At 58.7% G+C, this 17175-nt stretch carries 15 protein-coding genes; 9 read left to right on the top strand and 6 right to left on the bottom strand.

Annotation, left to right across the window (positions count from 1 at the left end; all coding sequences use genetic code 11):
• Positions 1-19: 19 nt before the first annotated feature.
• Together G365_RS0115505 and G365_RS0115510 are read left to right on the top strand one after the other, a co-directional pair.
• Positions 20-2311, top strand: a complete 2292-nt coding sequence (locus G365_RS0115505) for an ATP-dependent helicase (protein WP_026345405.1) — start codon at positions 20-22, stop codon at positions 2309-2311.
• Between the two features lie 151 nt (positions 2312-2462).
• Complete coding sequence (locus G365_RS0115510; protein WP_019646451.1) at positions 2463-2786, top strand: Dabb family protein; 324 nt, start codon at positions 2463-2465, stop codon at positions 2784-2786.
• Between the two features lie 103 nt (positions 2787-2889).
• On the opposite strand, the gene G365_RS24500 is transcribed toward G365_RS0115510, so the two are convergent.
• Positions 2890-3012, bottom strand: coding sequence for a hypothetical protein (locus G365_RS24500; RefSeq protein ID WP_019646452.1), 123 nt, complete (start codon positions 3010-3012; stop codon positions 2890-2892).
• A 265-nt stretch (positions 3013-3277) separates the two neighbouring features.
• On the opposite strand from G365_RS24500, the gene G365_RS0115520 reads away from it, so the two are divergent.
• Positions 3278-4186, top strand: a complete 909-nt coding sequence (locus G365_RS0115520) for a 50S ribosomal protein L11 methyltransferase (RefSeq protein WP_019646453.1) — start codon at positions 3278-3280, stop codon at positions 4184-4186.
• A 123-nt stretch (positions 4187-4309) separates the two neighbouring features.
• Here the strand turns inward: G365_RS0115520 and G365_RS0115525 are convergent, their stop codons facing one another.
• Genes G365_RS0115525 through pseB form a run of 3 tightly spaced genes read right to left on the bottom strand, consistent with a single transcriptional unit; the run spans position 4310 to position 7301 of the window.
• On the bottom strand, positions 4310-5026 hold the full coding sequence (locus G365_RS0115525; RefSeq protein WP_019646454.1) for a cytidylyltransferase domain-containing protein: 717 nt from the start codon (positions 5024-5026) through the stop codon (positions 4310-4312).
• Positions 5023-6237: a UDP-4-amino-4,6-dideoxy-N-acetyl-beta-L-altrosamine transaminase gene (gene pseC, locus G365_RS0115530; RefSeq protein WP_019646455.1), complete on the bottom strand. Its 1215-nt coding sequence runs from the start codon at positions 6235-6237 to the stop codon at positions 5023-5025. Before pseC ends, G365_RS0115525 begins: the two co-directional genes overlap by 4 nt.
• Positions 6234-7301, bottom strand: coding sequence for a UDP-N-acetylglucosamine 4,6-dehydratase (inverting) (pseB, locus tag G365_RS0115535; protein ID WP_019646456.1), 1068 nt, complete (start codon positions 7299-7301; stop codon positions 6234-6236). The genes pseC and pseB overlap by 4 nt, the downstream gene beginning before the upstream one ends.
• Positions 7302-7587: 286 nt before the next feature.
• On the opposite strand from pseB, the gene G365_RS0115540 reads away from it, so the two are divergent.
• The 6 genes from G365_RS0115540 to G365_RS0115565 all read left to right on the top strand — a co-directional run bounded on the left by G365_RS0115540 (position 7588) and on the right by G365_RS0115565 (position 14802).
• Positions 7588-8541: a flagellin N-terminal helical domain-containing protein gene (locus G365_RS0115540; RefSeq protein WP_019646457.1), complete on the top strand. Its 954-nt coding sequence runs from the start codon at positions 7588-7590 to the stop codon at positions 8539-8541.
• A gap of 188 nt (positions 8542-8729) precedes the next feature.
• Positions 8730-9155 carry a flagellar biosynthesis repressor FlbT gene (locus G365_RS0115545; protein WP_019646458.1) on the top strand — a complete coding sequence of 142 codons (426 nt, stop codon included), beginning with the start codon at positions 8730-8732 and terminating at the stop codon, positions 9153-9155.
• The gene (locus tag G365_RS21915) at positions 9112-9525 is read left to right on the top strand and encodes a flagellar biosynthesis regulator FlaF (protein WP_081628587.1); all 414 of its coding nucleotides are present in this window, start codon (positions 9112-9114) and stop codon (positions 9523-9525) included. The genes G365_RS0115545 and G365_RS21915 overlap by 44 nt, the downstream gene beginning before the upstream one ends.
• Before the next feature lie 63 nt (positions 9526-9588).
• Positions 9589-11466 carry a tetratricopeptide repeat protein gene (locus G365_RS0115555; protein WP_155976320.1) on the top strand — a complete coding sequence of 626 codons (1878 nt, stop codon included), beginning with the start codon at positions 9589-9591 and terminating at the stop codon, positions 11464-11466.
• 11 nt (positions 11467-11477) lie between these two features.
• Positions 11478-13454 carry a motility associated factor glycosyltransferase family protein gene (locus G365_RS0115560; protein WP_019646461.1) on the top strand — a complete coding sequence of 659 codons (1977 nt, stop codon included), beginning with the start codon at positions 11478-11480 and terminating at the stop codon, positions 13452-13454.
• A 259-nt stretch (positions 13455-13713) separates the two neighbouring features.
• Complete coding sequence (locus tag G365_RS0115565; RefSeq protein ID WP_019646462.1) at positions 13714-14802, top strand: hypothetical protein; 1089 nt, start codon at positions 13714-13716, stop codon at positions 14800-14802.
• A gap of 66 nt (positions 14803-14868) precedes the next feature.
• On the opposite strand, the gene G365_RS21920 is transcribed toward G365_RS0115565, so the two are convergent.
• A complete protein-coding gene (locus G365_RS21920; RefSeq protein WP_019646463.1) occupies positions 14869-15528 on the bottom strand; it encodes an HAD family hydrolase in 660 nt (219 codons plus the stop codon).
• A complete protein-coding gene (locus G365_RS21925) occupies positions 15525-17096 on the bottom strand; it encodes a GNAT family N-acetyltransferase (protein WP_019646464.1) in 1572 nt (523 codons plus the stop codon). Before G365_RS21925 ends, G365_RS21920 begins: the two co-directional genes overlap by 4 nt.
• Positions 17097-17175 lie beyond the last annotated feature (79 nt).

Raw genomic sequence — 17175 nt, forward strand, 5'->3', positions numbered from 1 at the left:
CCCCTATAGTACCGGCATGATGGACGACGCCTTTGACCTGACTGAAGACTACACGCCCCCGCCGCCGCCGGTTGGGGTGGATCCCCCATGGCTGACCGGCCTGAACCCGGAACAGCGGCAGGCGGTGACGATCACCGAAGGCCCGTTGCTGGTGCTGTCGGGGGCGGGAACCGGAAAGACCCGGGTGCTGACCACCCGCCTGACCCACATCGTGGCGTCCCGGCTGGCGCAGCCGTGGCGGGTTCTGGCCGTGACCTTCACCAATCGGGCGGCGAAAGAAATGCGGGAGCGGGTCGGTACGCTGATTGGCCCTGCTGCGGATCAGGTCTGGCTCGGCACGTTTCATGCGCTGGCCCTGCGGATGCTGCGTAAGCATGCTGACAAGGTCGGTCTGCAGTCCGGGTTCAGTATTCTGGATAGCGATGACCAGAGCCGGGTGCTCAAGGCCCTGATGGAAGAGGCCGGGGTCGATGTAAAAAAGTGGCCGGTGGTGATGGTCATGGGGGTGATCCAGCGCTGGAAAGACCGAGGCTGGACCCCGGATCAGGTGCCGGGGCAGGAAGCGACCGGCGATATTGCCGGTGGCCGGCTGCTCGACCTGTACCGCGCCTATCAGGCGCGTCTGTTAGCCCTGAATGCCTGTGATTTCGGCGATCTGCTGCTGCATGTGCTGGTGATCCTGCGGGATCATGCCGATGTGCTGGCCGGGTATCAGGACCAGTTCCGCTATATTCTGGTGGATGAGTATCAGGATACCAATACCGCGCAATATTTGTGGCTGCGCCTGTTGGCGCGGGGTCACCGCAATATCTGCTGCGTCGGTGATGACGATCAGTCGATCTATTCCTGGCGCGGTGCGGAAGTTGGCAACATCCTGCGCTTCGAGCATGACTTCCCCGGTGCGCAGGTGGTGCGGCTGGAACGGAATTACCGCTCGACCCCGACGATTCTTGGGGCTGCGTCAGCGGTCATCCGCAACAACACCGGTCGCCTGGGGAAGGATCTGCGCGCCGCCGGGGCGACGGAAGACGGCGAGCCGATTCGCGTTTACGGTGTCTGGGATGGCCCGGCGGAGGCCCGGCACGTGGTGGAGCAGATGGAAAGCCTGCACCGTCGCGGCGAGCGGCTGTCCTCAATGGCAGTGCTGGTCCGCGCCGGATTCCAGACCCGCGAATTTGAAGAACGCCTGATCACTACCGGCACACCATACCGGATGATCGGCGGGCTGCGGTTTTATGAACGGCAGGAAATCCGGGATGCGATGGCCTATCTGCGGCTTATTGAGCAACCGGCGGATGATCTGGCTTTTGAACGCATCATCAATCTGCCAAAACGCGGGTTGGGGGATGCGGCGATGCAGACCATCCATCTGTCCGCCCGGGCATTGGGCTGCCCGTTATTACAGGCTGCACGGTCCCTGTTGGAGACTGATGAACTGAAGGCCAAGCCCCGGGCAGCGTTACGCGGCTTTGTCGAGGCGATTGATGAATGGGCTGCCCTGCGGGGCGGCATGGATCCGTCAGAGCTGGCGGCGACCGTCCTTGATGGTTCCGGCTATCTTGAGATGTGGAAGAAAGATAAGAGCCCTGAGGCACCGGGCCGGGTTGAAAACCTGCAGGAATTTATCCGTGGGCTGGAGGATTACGACAGCCTGACAGAGTTTCTGGAGCATGTTTCTCTGGTGATGGAAAACGACAGCAAGGCAGGAACCGGCGATGCGGTCACGCTGATGACCCTGCATGCCGCCAAAGGGCTGGAGTTTGATACCGTTTTTCTACCCGGTTGGGAGGAAGAGGTTTTCCCGAACCGCCGGGCTCTTGACGAAGGCGGGGTGTCCGCTCTGGAAGAAGAACGGCGGCTCGCCTATGTCGGTCTGACCCGGGCCCGTAAGCGGGTGTTTATCACCCATGCCTCCCAGCGCCGGATTTTCCGCGACTGGGTGATGTGTGTGCCGTCCCGCTTCATCGGCGAGGTGCCGGAGACTTTTAAGGAAGAGGACTCCGATGTCGGCCTGATCGGCGGTGGCCGTAGCCAGCGTGAAGCCTGGTCGAGCTGGGACGGGGGCAATGCATCCAGCGGCTGGGATCAGCGGAAGCAGGCATTCCGGGAACGGGAAGGACTGACATGGCAGGTTTCCACCCGTGAGACCTCGCGGGGGGATCAGGACGGTTACAGCGTCGGGGACCGGGTCTTTCACCAGAAGTTTGGTCATGGCCGCGTCTGTGCGGTGGATGGCAACAAGCTGGAGGTGGACTTTGATAAGGCTGGTCGCAAAAAGGTCATCGACAGTTTTGTCAGCACTGACCCATAAGCGCCACGGGGGCGTCACTGTCCTGTCTTGCCCCCCTTTCCCTTGACGGCAGAGTGGGAAAGGTGCATCTCCGGGGCAACCGGGGCGGGATGCCCCACCGACGTTGCGGCAGCGGATTCCGGGTCCGTGCCGTTTGTGAGGAGTAAAAGCGGTGATCCGTCACATTGTGCTGTTCAGCGCCAAAGATCAGGCTGACGTGGAGGTGATTCGCGAGGGCCTGTCGATTTTGCGGGACATCCCGGGGTCGCACCACTTTGAAGTGGCGTTTAACTCCAAGCGCGATGGACTGTCGAAAGAAATCGACGTGATCGTTTATGGCGAGTTCGACAGCTACGAGGCCCTTGATGCCTATAAGGCACATCCTCTGTACGAAGAATCGATCCGCCGGGTGCGCCCGCTGCGCGAAATCCGCATGGCGGTCGATTTTGAAAGTGCGTTTGCCCACAGCAGTCTGCTGCGCGAGACCGCAGCCTGACCGTCTGACTGCGATGCCGTAAAAAATCAACCCCGCTGACTGGATAGGTCAGCGGGGTTGATCTTTTCAGTTCTGGTCGCCTGCCGGGGCAGGGGGCGCGGGATCAGCCTTTGCCGCGCAGCCAGCGGGACAAGGTGGAAAAGAAGCTGCCGGCCATGGCGCCGCGGGCAGCGGTGGCAGCCTGATAGGCGGAGACGGTGTTCGACGGGGTCTGGATCTGGGACATCTCAGGTCTCCTGAAAATGATTAAGTCAGCTTTACTGACCTTTGTTGCCACTCTACGCGGTTTCTGGCGCTGCGGGAGCGCAGATTTTGCACGGGCTCCCCGCATTTGGTGCATGGCTTCTGCCTTACTGCCCGTTTGGGTGGGGCGTGGCGGCTGTCTGGATGGTCTGGCGTCGGAACGCTGTTAAAACCACAAGACAGGCAGGGCCGGGGCTGGTAAAAACCGCCTGACGACGGTCCGCTACGGTCAGGAAGGAACTGCAGGAATGGCGCATAAAAAGGCTCAGGACGTTTACCGTCTGCGCTTCGTGATCCCCAAGGACGCGGTGGAGGCCTACGAAACGGCGTTGGAGCCGCATTTTGGCGCGTTTCTGTGCTTTCTGATTGAAGATGGCGGTCCGCAGGATGGTCTGTGGATGGTTGACGCCTATTCCGATGGGCCGTTCGATCAGGCAGAAGTGACGGCCGCGCTGTCGCTGGCGGCACAGGTTGCCGGGATTCCTGAACCGGATCTGACCGTTGAGCATGAAGCCCCGCGGAACTGGCTGGCTGAAAACCTGCAGAGTTTCCCGCCGATCCGGGCTGGCCGCTTCTTTGTTCATGGCTCCCACTGGACTGACCGGGCCCCGGTTGGCAGCATTCCGCTTCTGGTGGATGCCGCGACGGCCTTCGGTTCAGGCGAACACCAGAGCACTTATGGCTGCCTGCTGGCGCTGGACCAGATCGGCAAGGAAGGCGGCCCGATTGCCACTGGCCTCGGGAAGGGCCTCGATATGGGCTGCGGCTCGGGGATTCTTGGGCTGGCAATGGCCAAGCGCTGGAAGATTCCGGTGGTGGCCACCGATATTGATGAAGAAAGCGTGCGGGTGACCCGCTTCAATGCGCAGCGCAATGGTGTGTCGAATCATATGACGATTTTCCCCGGCGACGGTTTCAAGACCCGCGCTGTTCAGGAAAATGGCCCCTATGATGTGATCTGCGCCAACATTCTGGCCCGTCCGCTGTGTTCAATGGCGCGGGAACTGTCCGCTGCGCTGGCCCCCGGTGGCCGGGTGATTCTTGCCGGTCTGCTGGAGCGTCAGGAAACGATGGTCCGTTCCGCTTATCAGATGCAGGGGCTGCGCTTGAAGCGTCGGATCCGTCTGAAGCCGTGGGTGACGCTGGTTCTTGAATGATCCGCGTCCCTTAAGGGCGGGGTATTGTCGGGAAGATACGATGATCAAGGGCGGGCCTGTACACTGACAGGCCCGCCCTTGATCTTTTCCTCATCCAGGCCCGAAGCCCGCTTTTGCTGAACGTCAGCGGTGGTGCATGGCGTTGATGGTGACCAGCTCCGGGTGCTGCTGCACGCGATCAGCGACCGTTTTCCAGCCAAAACCGTCAGGGCCAGCCGGAATGTAGGGGGTCAGGGCCCGCAGGAAAGCGATGTCTTCGGGGTAATCCAGCGTCCACCGCCATGTGGCAAAGGGGGCACCGGGGCCATCGACGGTGGCTTTGCGGCTGTCCGGGTGGGTGCGGATGTATGGGGTTACATGCTCCCGGTGTGCGGGGGCGGTTGCTTCCGCATAGGCGCGTTCCAGCCACTCACGGCTCATTGCCTCAGCATCCAGACCGTGGGGAAAACTGGGCGGCATGTTATTGCAGGCGTAATCAATACCGTCTGTTAACGCCGCCAGAACCTGCCCGCAGACGGCAGGGTCAATCAGGGGGCAATCACTGGTCACCCGCATGATGGTGGTGGCATCGCTCTGGCGGGCCGCCAGAGTGTACCGGGCAAGAACATCATCCCGTGGGCCACGGGTCACAGAAAAGCCAAGGCGTTCAGCCTCCTGCGCGACGGGGTCGTCTTCCGTCAGATCCGGGACCGCGCACACCACCTGCGCAACACCGGGAATATGGCGGCAGCGTTCCAGAACATGGCTCAGGACGGTCCTTCCGCCCAGATCCAGCAGGACCTTCCCCGGAAGCCGGGTGGAGGACAGTCTTGCCTGAACAATGCAGACGGTGCGGCTCATGACGGACCCCGCAGCGCTGCTGTCAGGGCGTGACAGACCCGGTCCATATCTTCTGCGGTCAGGGCCGGATACAGCGGCAGGCTCAGGCACCGCTGATAGTACCGGTTAGCGTCGGGCAGGGTCAGATCAGGCCAGCGGCGGGTATAATAGGGCTGGCGGTGAACCGGGATGTAGTGAACCTGAGTGCCGACCCCGTGTGACCGCAGGGTCGCCATCACGGCGGCCCGGCTGATCCCGGCTGCGGCAAAGTCAATCAGGGCAACCGCCAGATGCCACGCCGGAGTCTGGCCGGGCTGCGGCGGCAGCAGGGTGATGTGCTGTGAAAGGGTTTTCAGCCGTTCACCATACTCGGCGATCAGGGCTGCGCGCCGGGCAATGAAGGTATCCAGCCGCTTCATCTGCGACAGGCCAAGCGCACACTGAAGATCCGTTGCCCGGTAATTGAAGCCGATGTCCGGCATCTCATAATACCAGGGGTTGGTCGCGCCATCGGTAAAGGCGTCTTCGGTATTCTCAAAACAGGACGGGTCTCTGGTCAGGCCATGGCCGCGCAGCCGTCTGAGGGCTTCAGCCAGAGCCGGGTCCCGCGTGGTGACGGCGCCGCCTTCCCCCATCGCAATGGTCTTGACCGGATGGAAGGAGAAGCAGGTCATGACGGCGTGGGGGCTTCCCCCGACGGGATAACCCCCGGCGGAGACGGTGCCGACAGCGTGGGCGGCATCATCAATAATGACGCAGCCTTCTGCGGCGGCCAGTGCCGCGAGAGCCGCCATGTCCGGGCTTTGACCGGCGAAGTGGACCGGCAGAACCACCTTCGGGGTCAGTCCGGCCAGTTTCGCCCGTTCAAAGGCTTCGGCAAGGGTGTCTGCGGTCATCAGGGCGGTGTCAGGGTCGACGTCGGAGAACACCACTTCCAGCCCGACAGCCCGTGCCATGTTGGCCGTGGCGACAAAGGTGATGCTGGGGACAATGGCACAGGCCCGACCGTCGGCCTCAAGCCGCAGGGCCGCCAGTGCCAGATGTAGGGCAGCGGTGCCGTTGGCGCAGACAACCGCGTGGGGGGCGCCCACGCGGCTGGCCAGTGCGGCTTCGAAGGCGTCCACCATCGGGCCGGTGGTCAGGAAGTCGCTCCGCAACACCGCGCTGACTGCGGCGATGTCGTCTTCGGAGATATCCTGACGCCCATACGGGAGAAAGGCCTGTCCGGTCATGATGGCAGCAGCCCTGCGTATTTGGGGAATTTCTGGCGGACCAGATCCAGCATAATGTCGCGGGTCAGCCACTCGTGGTTTTTGTCGGAGGTATAGGAGAAATCCTCCGAGACCGGGTGTCCGCCAGCATATTCAAGGCGCGGGCTGTCGGAATGCACCGGGGCGGGCAGCAGGACATAGCGGTCATCCAGCTCATACGTCGAGCGGGCGTCGTCAACCGTCAGCATCGCTTCATGCAGCTTTTCGCCGGGGCGGATGCCGACAAGGCGCTGGGGCAGATGCGGGGCCAGCCATCGGGCGACATCGGTGACCTTGGCGCTGGGAATCTTCGGGACGTAGATCTCGCTGCCCTGCATCTGCGCAAGGGAGGACAGAACGAAATCGACCCCCTGCTCCAGCGTGATCCAGAAGCGGGTCATACGGTCATCGGTGATCGGCAGGCTGTCCGCGCCCTGTTCGATCAGTCGCAGGAAGAAGGGGACCACGCTGCCGCGCGAGCCAAGGACATTGCCGTAGCGCACCACGGAGAAGGTGGTGGTGCCGGCGGCAATGTGGCGGGCTGCAACAAAGATTTTGTCAGAGGCCAGCTTGGTCGCGCCATAAAGATTGACCGGGTTGGCTGCCTTGTCCGTCGACAGGGCGACCACTTTCTGCACGCCACAGCGGATGGCGGCGGAAACCACGTTTTCGGCACCGCCGATATTGGTGCGCACGCATTCCATCGGATTGTATTCGGCTGCGGGAACCTGTTTCAGCGCGGCGGCATGAATGACGTAGTTGACCCCGCGCATTGCCATTTCCAGACGGTCACGGTCGCGGACGTCGCCGATGAAATACCGCATGCACGGGTACTGTTCCGGCGAGAAGGTCTGGGCCATCTCGCTCTGCTTCAGCTCATCGCGGGAGAAGACGATCAGGCGTCGCGGCTTGTAACGTTCCAGGACGGTCTGGATGAACATCTTGCCGAACGATCCGGTCCCCCCGGTGACCAGAATCTCTTTTCCGTCCAGATCGGGCATCTGGGCACCGAAATTGCGGATGATGTCAAACCCCTTGGAAATCATTCTCTTCTCCGTTTGATGCGACCCGTGACGCGGGGGCGCGGGGTGGCTTCTGCGCGTGGTCCGTTCCACCCTTTCGATCCCTGTGGCGGCCCGGCCCCGACCTTCTGGGCAGGGCATAAGGTTGCCCCGGTGTGGTTAAGATTTCGTCACGGCTTTTTGACCGGGGCATATCGTTTCCGTTGCGGAGGCAATATTCCTGCTGTATGATTTGATTCGTTCAGGGAGTCCTGAACAGAGCCCATTCAGAAGGAATGGGTCTTCATACTCTGAGAAACGGAGCAGTATTATGGCTGATATTACCCTTACCTCTGCCAGCCGCAACAACCTGATGGCCCTGCAGAACACCGCAGATATGGTGAAGCGGACCCAGAGCCGCCTTTCCACCGGTAAGTCTGTTAACTCTGTTGTGGACGATGCGCTGAAGTTTTTCTCCGCTAAGTCCCTCAGCGACCGCGCGACTGACTTGACTGCCCGTAAAGACTCGATCGATCAGGGCGTTTCCGCTCTGAAAGCGACGGTTGCTGCAACCGACAAGATCGAAAGCTTCCTCGGTCAGATGAAGGGTCTTGTCAACGCGTCCCGTTCTGCCGATAAGGCGACCCGCGCTGAAAACGGTAAGCAGATTGCCGAACTGGCCAAGCAGATTGAAAAACTGGTGCAGGATACCAGCTATCAGGGTCAGAACCTGCTGAACTCGACGGCTGCGAAGCTGACGGTCACTTTCTCTGATAAGACTGACTCGAAGCTGACTGTACAGGGGGTCGATTTCAAGGCTTCCGTGGGTCTGTACAGGGCCTCCGGTGGTAACAGTGCTCTCGGTGTTACTGCTAACGCTGCTGCTGGCAGCAGTGTTAAGAGTAAGTTCTTGGTGGCTCTCGGCCTTATGAAAGCATCTGTGGGTGCTCCTGGTCTGTCGGCTGTGACGCTCAGTGTTGCGACTGATCAGGCTGATTTCAACGCTAAAGCTGATGCCGCCATTGCCAAGCTGGATCAGACCATTTCCAACGTCCGCGCGAAGGCGTCTGTGTTCGGTAACTCTGTTGCCGTTCTGCAGGTCCGCCTCGACTTCACGAAGACGTACTCCAACGTGCTGAGCGAAGGCTCTGACAAGCTTACTCTGGCTGATCTGAACGAGGAAGGCGCAAACCTCCTCGCTCTGCAGACCCGTCAGCAGCTGGGCATTCAGTCCCTGTCGTTCGCTGGCCAGCAGGAGCAGGGTATTCTCGGTCTGTTCCGTTAATATCTGGCGTTCTGTTACCTATAAAAGCCGGGATGAAAATCCCGGCTTTTTTTCTTTTGAGAACACGGTGCCGTGCTTATATAGGCTTATAGGTAAAGGGCGCTTCTGTGCCTTGTATGGTCGGATGTGGTGGAAAACAGGCGTAAAATCCTGCCCCTTCCTGTATTTTGGTGTTTGGAGGATAGGGTATGGCCCTGAAAATACAAATTAAGCCGTCCCAGAAAATCCTGATCAATGGCGCAGTCATTGAAAATGCATCGGGGCGTGCGGCGTCCCTTATTGTGCATAATCCTGCATCCATTCTTCGTGATCAGGATATCATGCAGCCGGATGATGCCCGTACCCCGGCGACGCGCATTTATTATGCCCTGCAGTGCCTGTATATTTTTCCTGAAGAGGCAGAGCAGTATAAAGCTATTTTTAAACGCTTTGTGGAACCCTATGCTGACGCTGCCCCCAGTGCGCGGCCGATCGTTGACGAAATCCAGCAGCAGGTTCAGGGCGGCCATATTTTTCAGGCTATGAAGACTGCGCGGAAGCTGATTGCTCACGAAGGAGAGGTACTCCGGAATGTCGAACAAAACCTTGCTGAAACACTACGACACCCCGATTGAGGCTGGAAATCCGCAAAGAACTGAGGCCTGGGCTTTGCTGCAGGCTGCGGTGCGGATCAAGACGGCGCAGACATCGGGCGATGCGGACGCTCTTCGTGCTGCGGTACGCCTGAACTGGCGCCTCTGGACCATCCTGCAGGCTGACCTTCTGGAGCCGACCTGTCCGGTTCCGACCGAGATCCGCGCCAATATGCTGTCTCTCGCTGCGTTTGTGGACAAGCAGACTGTGCGGTTCCTGTCGGAGGGAGAAACCTCTCTGCTCGACAGCCTGATCAGCATTAACCGCGAAATCAGCCGTGGCCTTTCCAGTGCCGCCGAAAGCTCTGCTGAAGCCCAGGGCCAGGTACAGGCAACGCCTTCTGAAGCCTAAGGCTCCGGAAAGAGGGTGCGCCTGCTGCTTTGCGTCAAGCCCGTGTGATTGTTGGATGTAAAAATGGCAAACTCATTCTCCTCGATAGATCACTTTCGTAAGTTCTTTAACAAGGATGGTGTGAACTTTGGGGAGCTTGAGGATGCCGTTGCTGCGGAAATCGATGCGTTGCCTGAAGATGCGCCGAAGGAGCAGCTTGAGGCCTGTTACCTGCTGATTGCACTGGCGTGTTTGCAGCGGGGGGCTTTGGACCGGGCGTGGGAGTATGCGTTTGCGGCACATGACCTTAATCCGGATCGCTCAGAGACCTGTCAGATTCTGTCGGTCTGCGGATCCCGCGTTGGGCATTTTGAGAATGCGGCCTACTTCCTCAAACTGCTGAATGCCAGTGTCCCCAGTGATGAGGCGTGGATTACAGAGTTTGTGGTTCCGCACCTTCCTGATGTTGCCGCTGAGTTTGTTAAAATTGACGAAGCCCCCTTTGAGAAGAAGGGGGAGCTGCTGCTGCAGTCCGGTATGCTTGAGGATGCAGAGCGGTGCTTCCGCATGCATCTGTCGTTCTTCCCCCAGGCGTTGGGCGCCTTGATCGGTGTCGTCCGCTGCCTGATTGCGGCTAATGAGGCTGATGCGGCATTGAACATGCTTCGGGCCGCGCGGGTGATACACCCTGACAATATGCAGATCGTTGATTTGATGGCGGCCTTGCTGCATCAGGCTGGCGATTTCAGAAGCGCGAATGCCTTGTTCCGCTCGACCCTTCATGACTCTGCTGATGTCGGGCGTCACGCCTTTGCCCTGAATCATATGCTCGAAGATCCGACGGTTCTGGCGCAGGAAATCAAGGAGCGGCAGCACCGTCTGGCGGAACTGGTCCGTCAGGGTGTCAAAGGGGCCCCGCTGATGCCCGCGATGCCGACGATGAGCAATGAGACGCTGACGCTGGCTTACTTCCTTGATCCGTTGCGCTCCGCTGCGGAACAGACTGTGCTGGCTGATATTCTGCGTCACCATACCGCCCCGGCCTGTCGCGTGGTGGGGATTGGTATCGGGCCGCTCAGTGCCTTCCATAACGAGGTTTATAAGAGCGCGGTCCAGTCCTGGGTTGATGTCAGCGGTCTGTCTGACCGGACACTGGCCCGGGTTATCGGCACCGAAACGCCGGATGCCCTGATTGTCACCGGTGATCTGCGCTATCCGCAGGCCCTGTCTCTGCTGTGCAATCGTATCGCGCCCTGTCAGGGGCTGATCAGCCGGCTGCCGGATCCGCTTGATCTGCCGTATCTGGATCTGTTCTTCCCCGAGACGGTTGGCAGCGCGTTGTCTCTCCCGTTGCTGCAGGCGCAGGATCCAGTTCCCTCCGTGGTATCTGACGGGGCGGATGTTCTGATCGGGCTGGCCGGCGACTTCCGTGATTTTGACCCCGAGATTCTGGCCTCGCTCGCTGTGGCGCTGACATCCTTGCCGAAGGTGACCCTGCTGGTGCAGAACCGCGGCTATGATCTTGAGGTGGCGCGGGCCAGCCTGCTCAACCGTTTTGGTACGTTTGGTCTGGCGCACCGGGTCGATGCTGTCGATGTCGTGTCCGGTCTTGAGTTTTGCCAGAACAGCACTCTGTTGGTGCTGCCGCATGGTTCGCCGTCGTCCCAATGGGTTGTTGATGCTCTGGCGGCAGGGGTTCCCTGTCTGACGGTTTCCCCGCCTGCCCGCCATTTGCAGGGGCCTGCGGCAACCCTGCGGGCTCTCGGGCTACAGTCATGCGTGGCTGAGACGATGAGTGACCTGCCTGCCATGGTCCGGCATTGGGTTGATGCGCAGGATGAACGGGCAGCCTTCAGGCAAAATTCTGCAGGACTTCTGGCCGGGGCAGATCTGTTTGATCTTGCCGGTCATGCCAGCCGGATTGAAGGTGCTGTACGCGCTCATCTGTCGACGCTCTCCTGACAGGGTTCAGAATGACCAGTCTCTCTTTGTATGACCGCAATGCTGAGGCCATTCAGCATCACCTGCCCGCCCTTTGGGAAGCACTATCCGACCTTGCGCCTTTTTCAACCGTGGTCTGGGATGGCGATGTTCCGGTCAATATTGATCTGGGCGGGGCTTCTCTGTATCCGGAGCCGGTTCAGTCCTGGAATGAGCGGCAGATGGCCGATATTCCCGGAGACCCGGGAGAGCTGATTTTTAGTAATATCCTGCACTGTAATCCGACTAGAGCCATTTTTCCGATGGTCAATCAGGTGCAGGAATTTATTGATAAGAATAAAATTGTTCTTTCTGATAAAAGAAGGAAAGAGTTTAACTTTTCGATTATTCTTGGTGTTGGCTTGGGTCTGCATATTCCTGCTCTGACCAGTTTAGAGGAGGTGAAGCATTTCATCATTTACGAGCCGACGCTGGAGTTTATTAAACATAGCCTTGATTTTGCCAACTGGCACGAGCTGCTGGAGCGGAAAGCCGACGGCAAGGTCGAGGTGACGGTGCTGTGGGGGCTTAGCCCGGAGGAGGCGTCTGAGCGTATCAGGTGGTTGGCAGGGATGGCCGGGCCTGAATTTATTGAGGGGACGACAATTCACCCTCATTATTATTCCGTCGATATCAAAGATACCTTCAGGCTTGTCAGAAAAATCCTCATTGCCGAGTCGGGCTCTTCCGGCTTCTTTGAGGATGAGCTGAACATGCTTTGTAATACAACGCGGAATCTCTTGCAGACGCCCGGTTTTATTATGAAGAAAACCGGCTTCATCCGGAAGAGCATCCCGGCGTTTATTGTCGCTGCTGGCCCTTCCCTCGATGCTGATATTGAGCGGGTGAAGGAGCTTTCTGACCGGGCGATTATTGTGTCCTGCGGAACATCGCTGGGGATCTTGCTGAAGGCCGGGATCACCCCCGATATTCATGTCGAGAATGAGAACGTTCCGGCGACCAAAGTTGTTCTTGATGATCTCGCCAGCAAGTTTGATCTGTCGAAAATCATTCTGGCCGCGACCACGTCGATTATTCCGGGGGTTGCATCCCACTTTGCCGAAGCATGGTTTTATTTCAGGGCTGGCCTGAGCAGCACCTACCTCTTCTCGTCACCGAGTGAGGCCCAGTACGGCTGCTTCCCCTTTGTTGCCAATGCAGCCCTGTCCGTTCTGATCCGTCTCGGGTTTGGGTCGATCTATCTCTTTGGCTGTGACTGTGGCAGTAAGGATGCCAGCCGTCACCATGCCAGCGGCTCTGTGTATCACAGCAATACATTGCTGGCGCCCGAGGATTCGGATCAGCGGTGGAAAAAGTCGCGGGACCGTGTTCTGCCGGGCAATTTTGGCGGGTCAATTTACTCAACCCACCTGTTTGATCTCTGCCGACACTATCTGAGTCTCATGGGGTCGTTCTACCATGCCGGGGAGCGCTTCAACTGCTCTGACGGTGCTAAAGTTGACGGTTTTACCCCTCTCGACTCCTATGACATTGAGTTGCCAAAGCCTGCGATGACGAAGCAGCAGGTTTTTACGCTGATCCGGGCGCAGTTGGAGACGCATAAGCCTTCCGATCTGGCTGATCAGCTCCGTGAGCGTGGAGCTGATGTGGTCCTCAAGGCTCCCGGAGAGTTTGTGAGGCAGCTCAAGGATGTTGTCTCTGCGGTTGAGTATGGGGCATCCCCGTACCGTCGGCTGTATGAAGATGTCCATCGCCTCCTGCAGCAGCTGATTGCAGCGAAAGATCCGGCCTGTCTGGTGATGGAGACCTCGATTCGCTCAATGGTGCGTATTTCGGCGTATTTTGGGACCCGGATTGACGACGAGCAGCATGCGAGAGAGTTTTTTGAAGAGGCGAAGTCGGCGATTCTCAATTGTGCGGAGCTTATTGGGCAGACTTGCCATGATGCATTTGTGCAATGGTGTGAGCTTCCGGATAATCCGTTCAGGCCGATCGCCTACTTTGAGTGAAGCCGTGATTGGTGGCTGTGCAGACAGATCTGTGTCTATGGTATTTTCCGGTTACTCAGGTGCCGGTTAGACGGAAAATATGGTCTTGTTTTAAACGCTTAAGATCTTCCGGTGACAGGTGCGCTTCTGATTTTACTTAAAATGCTCCGGGCCCCGGGGCCTGTTGCCGATGACTTGCTTTTCTACTGCAGGTGTTCTGTGGTATTGTGACTTAGGCTTCTCTTAAAGAGAGGTGCCCCTTTCTGAGAGGAGAATCCTCATGGTTTTCGCGACGACGCAGACCCTGAATGACACATTCGGCAGCTCCAGCATGCTGCGGACGCAGTTACAGAATAATATTCAGGCCCGTGCGACTGCCGCCACCAAGATGATTGCTGATCAGACGGATGCAAAAGTCTCGATGATGGGGCTTGAGCGCAGTAAGTGGGAAAGCGTGCGCTCCTCTATCGGCGAGGCGAAGCCGCAGTTCGAGTCGGCGGTGTCGGCCCTGCAGTCCGCAAAAAGCATGATCAGCGGTCTGCGCGGCATGATCAACCGGGCGAACATCACCACAGACCCCAATATGTACAAAGGCTATGCGTCGACTTTTCAGTCGTACGTTAAGTCGGTTGTTTCGTCGCTGACCAGTGCCCAGGGGCGTACTGCGCTGCTGGCCGAAGGGGACGCCAAGAACAATTCTGTCAGCTACAAGATTAGCACGACTGGGGCAGAGCAGATCGAGTTTGGTCGCGATCTGGCACCGAAGTACAGTCTGGTTTCGGGAACAGATGTCTGGAAAGTGAACAGAAGCCAGAACATCCTGCAGCTGTATCGTGGTGACAAAGAACAGAATATGGCAGCCAATCTGACGAATGGCGTCAGGCTGGACGCAATTAACCCGGATGGTTCTGTTAATTTTACGATCGGTCCTGATACCGCGACTCCGACATCCTATAACAATGCGACCATGACATCGTCGGGTCTGCCGCTGAAGGATGTCTGGTATTACGAAGGTCTGGCGACGCAGGATGGGCGTAACCGTGCCCTGAAGGATCTGGAGCAGTTTGCCGCGACTCTGGATACCCAGATTGCCCGTTTTCAGGGCATGGCTGACGTTGCTGACTTTTATGATATCCGCGCAAAAGCAGCGATGGATGAGCTGGATGCCAAAGGGATGTCGATTCAGGAAGACGCCCAGAAGCAGGCTAAGGAAATGCAGCAGACCCTTCAGCAGCAGGCTAACGTGCTGCTGCAGGCGCTCGACTCGTCTGCGGTGACGCAGCTGTCGTATGCGAATCTGCTGAAGACTGCCTCTTCCGGGACCAAGGGCGCCAAGCTCTTTGACGCGATCTACAAGGTGACGGCCTGACGCAAAGAGCATGCCCGCTGATACCGTCTTCCGGCAGGGCCAGAAGGCGATATCAGCGGGGTATGTTTAAGTCTTCCCGTTTAACAGGATCTCCCGCAGGTCATACAGCCTGTTCAGTCTCCCCTTAAACAGGGGAGATTTTTCTATCTGGCTGTTGAGGCTGGACTGACCGATGATGTAGGTGTTCAGCCCGGCAGACACTGCGGCCGTTACCCCATTGCGGCTGTCTTCTACTGCCAGAGAGGCTTCGGGACTGCACTTGAATGCGGACAGCGCCCGTAGATAAGGCTGGGGAGCGGGCTTTGTCGCCGTAACGTCTTCTGCCCCGATGATGCCCTCGAAGTAATGCAGCAGGCCGTTCTGGTCCAGCCACGCCCTGACATGTTGCCGCCATCCGGATGTCACAATAACAATGCGGTAGCCTGTGTCCTGTGCGGCTTGCAGCAGGGCTTCCGCGCCATAGGCGGGTTGGTAGAATCCGGAGGCGGACTGAATACGGGCCCGGTAATCGGCAAGCAGATCGGCTTGGGGGGCGGCAATAGTGTGGGCCAGAGCAAGTCTGGCCACAATTTCCCGCAGGGAAGGGCCATTCAGGGTCTCGAATTCCGCGTCGCTGGGGGTGCCGCCATGATCGGTCACAAAAGACTGATAAGCCTGTCGCAGGCCGCTGATGCTATCCGCCAGAGTGCCGTCAAAATCCAGAAGGAGGCCGGGTGAGGGTGTCATTCTGCCCAGTCTCCGGTCTGTACGCCCTCTCCGGGCTGAATGGCGCGGGTGGCTGCTTTACCTTCCAGGGTGTCCATCCATTTCGGATGCAGGCCCTGTGTCTGCTTCCCCGGACGGAGGATGGCGACATTGATGTCTTCGCGCAGGACATCCCCCGGTCGGATCTCCGAAATCGCCTGTATGCCCCGACGGGCGAAGGACCGCAGCTCCTGCTCGTCTTTCTGGACAGTCTTGCCCTTCTGGCCCAGGGCCGCTTCCATATCGCGGATGCGCGAGACCATCAGAGACAGTTCGTCGGCGGTAATGGCAAAGCTGTGATCAGGGCCGGGCAGGGCATTGCTGAGCGTATAATGCTTTTCAATGCAGCGGGCCCCAAGCGCAACGGCCCCGACCGGCCCGATGACCGGGTCTCGGCTGTGGTCAGAAAGCCCGACCGGCACCCCGAAGCGTTGCCGCAGATACGGGATGGCCGCAAGGTTAAGGCTTGAAAGCGGGGCTGGATACTTGGCGGTACATTGCATCAGGCACAGGTCAGTGCCGCCCTGTTCCTGATAGTACTGGACGGACCAGGCAATATCTTCTTCCGTGGCGGCCCCGGTGGACAGGACCAAAGGCTTCTGGCTTTTGGCGCACAGCTCGAGAAGCCGGGGATGGCTTGACTCGTAGGATGCGACTTTGTGGATCGCCACATAGGGGTCAATCTGCAGAAAGTCCTGCCGGGAGAACCCTGTGGACATGAAATCGATCTGTTTCGAGCGACAGTACTGAGCCAGCGTCTCAATCATCTCGTAAGGCATTGCCAGATCAGAGAAGATCGCCGAGATATCTTCCTTAACACCGGCATCAGCGAGGTAGTCTGATTTTCCCGCGTTGCTGACATATACCGTCTCAGGTCGGTAGGTCTGAAACTTAACGCAGTCCGCCTTAGCCTGTACCGCCGCATCAATCAGGGCTTTGGCCATGGCCATGTCCCGGGCCGGGGTCCCCATCCGCCAGTTTGATCCCGCTTCTGCGATGACATAGACACCGCCCCGCCGCCAGCGGGGGGATGTCAGCTCAACCGTGTAGCGGTAGATCGCGACAACCTCGCCGGTATCGTCAACGCGATGTTCAGTCGCCACCGGCTCGCCATATCCGGCCGCCTTGAAGACCTTGTACGACGCCACATTGTCACGGCGGACATCCGCAATGACGGAATCGACACCGCGATCCCGCAGATAGGGCAGAATCTCGGAGAGAATGACCGTTCCAAAGCCCTGCCCCCGCATCTCCGGTGCCAAGACGACCGACAGATCAACGCACATCCCCGACAGGCCGTCAGGATGCTGATGGGGGCGAAAGCGCAGGAAAGCCGCCGGTTTGCCGTCAATGGAGGCAAGAACTGACGGGATCTCTGCCTTGACGATGGTTCTGGCGTAGCTGTCCCAAAAGGCGGGCCAGCTTTTGGCATCCTGATGGTAGGATGCGCGCAGGGTTTCCGGATCGTTCCGCCATGACAGGATAAGCCGGGCCTCTTCTTCTTTTGAGGCGCAGACAGAAAAGCGCACAGTGGGATTGCCCTGAGTCATACGGTTCCTCAATTGTTGAGACTGTTCCTGCGGCAGGCTTGGTCAGAAGGCGACGATGGAAAAAGAGCAAAAAGGATAT

The sequence above is a fragment of the Novispirillum itersonii subsp. itersonii ATCC 12639 genome (assembly GCF_000381985.1).
Classification (GTDB): domain Bacteria; phylum Pseudomonadota; class Alphaproteobacteria; order Rhodospirillales; family Rhodospirillaceae; genus Novispirillum; species Novispirillum itersonii.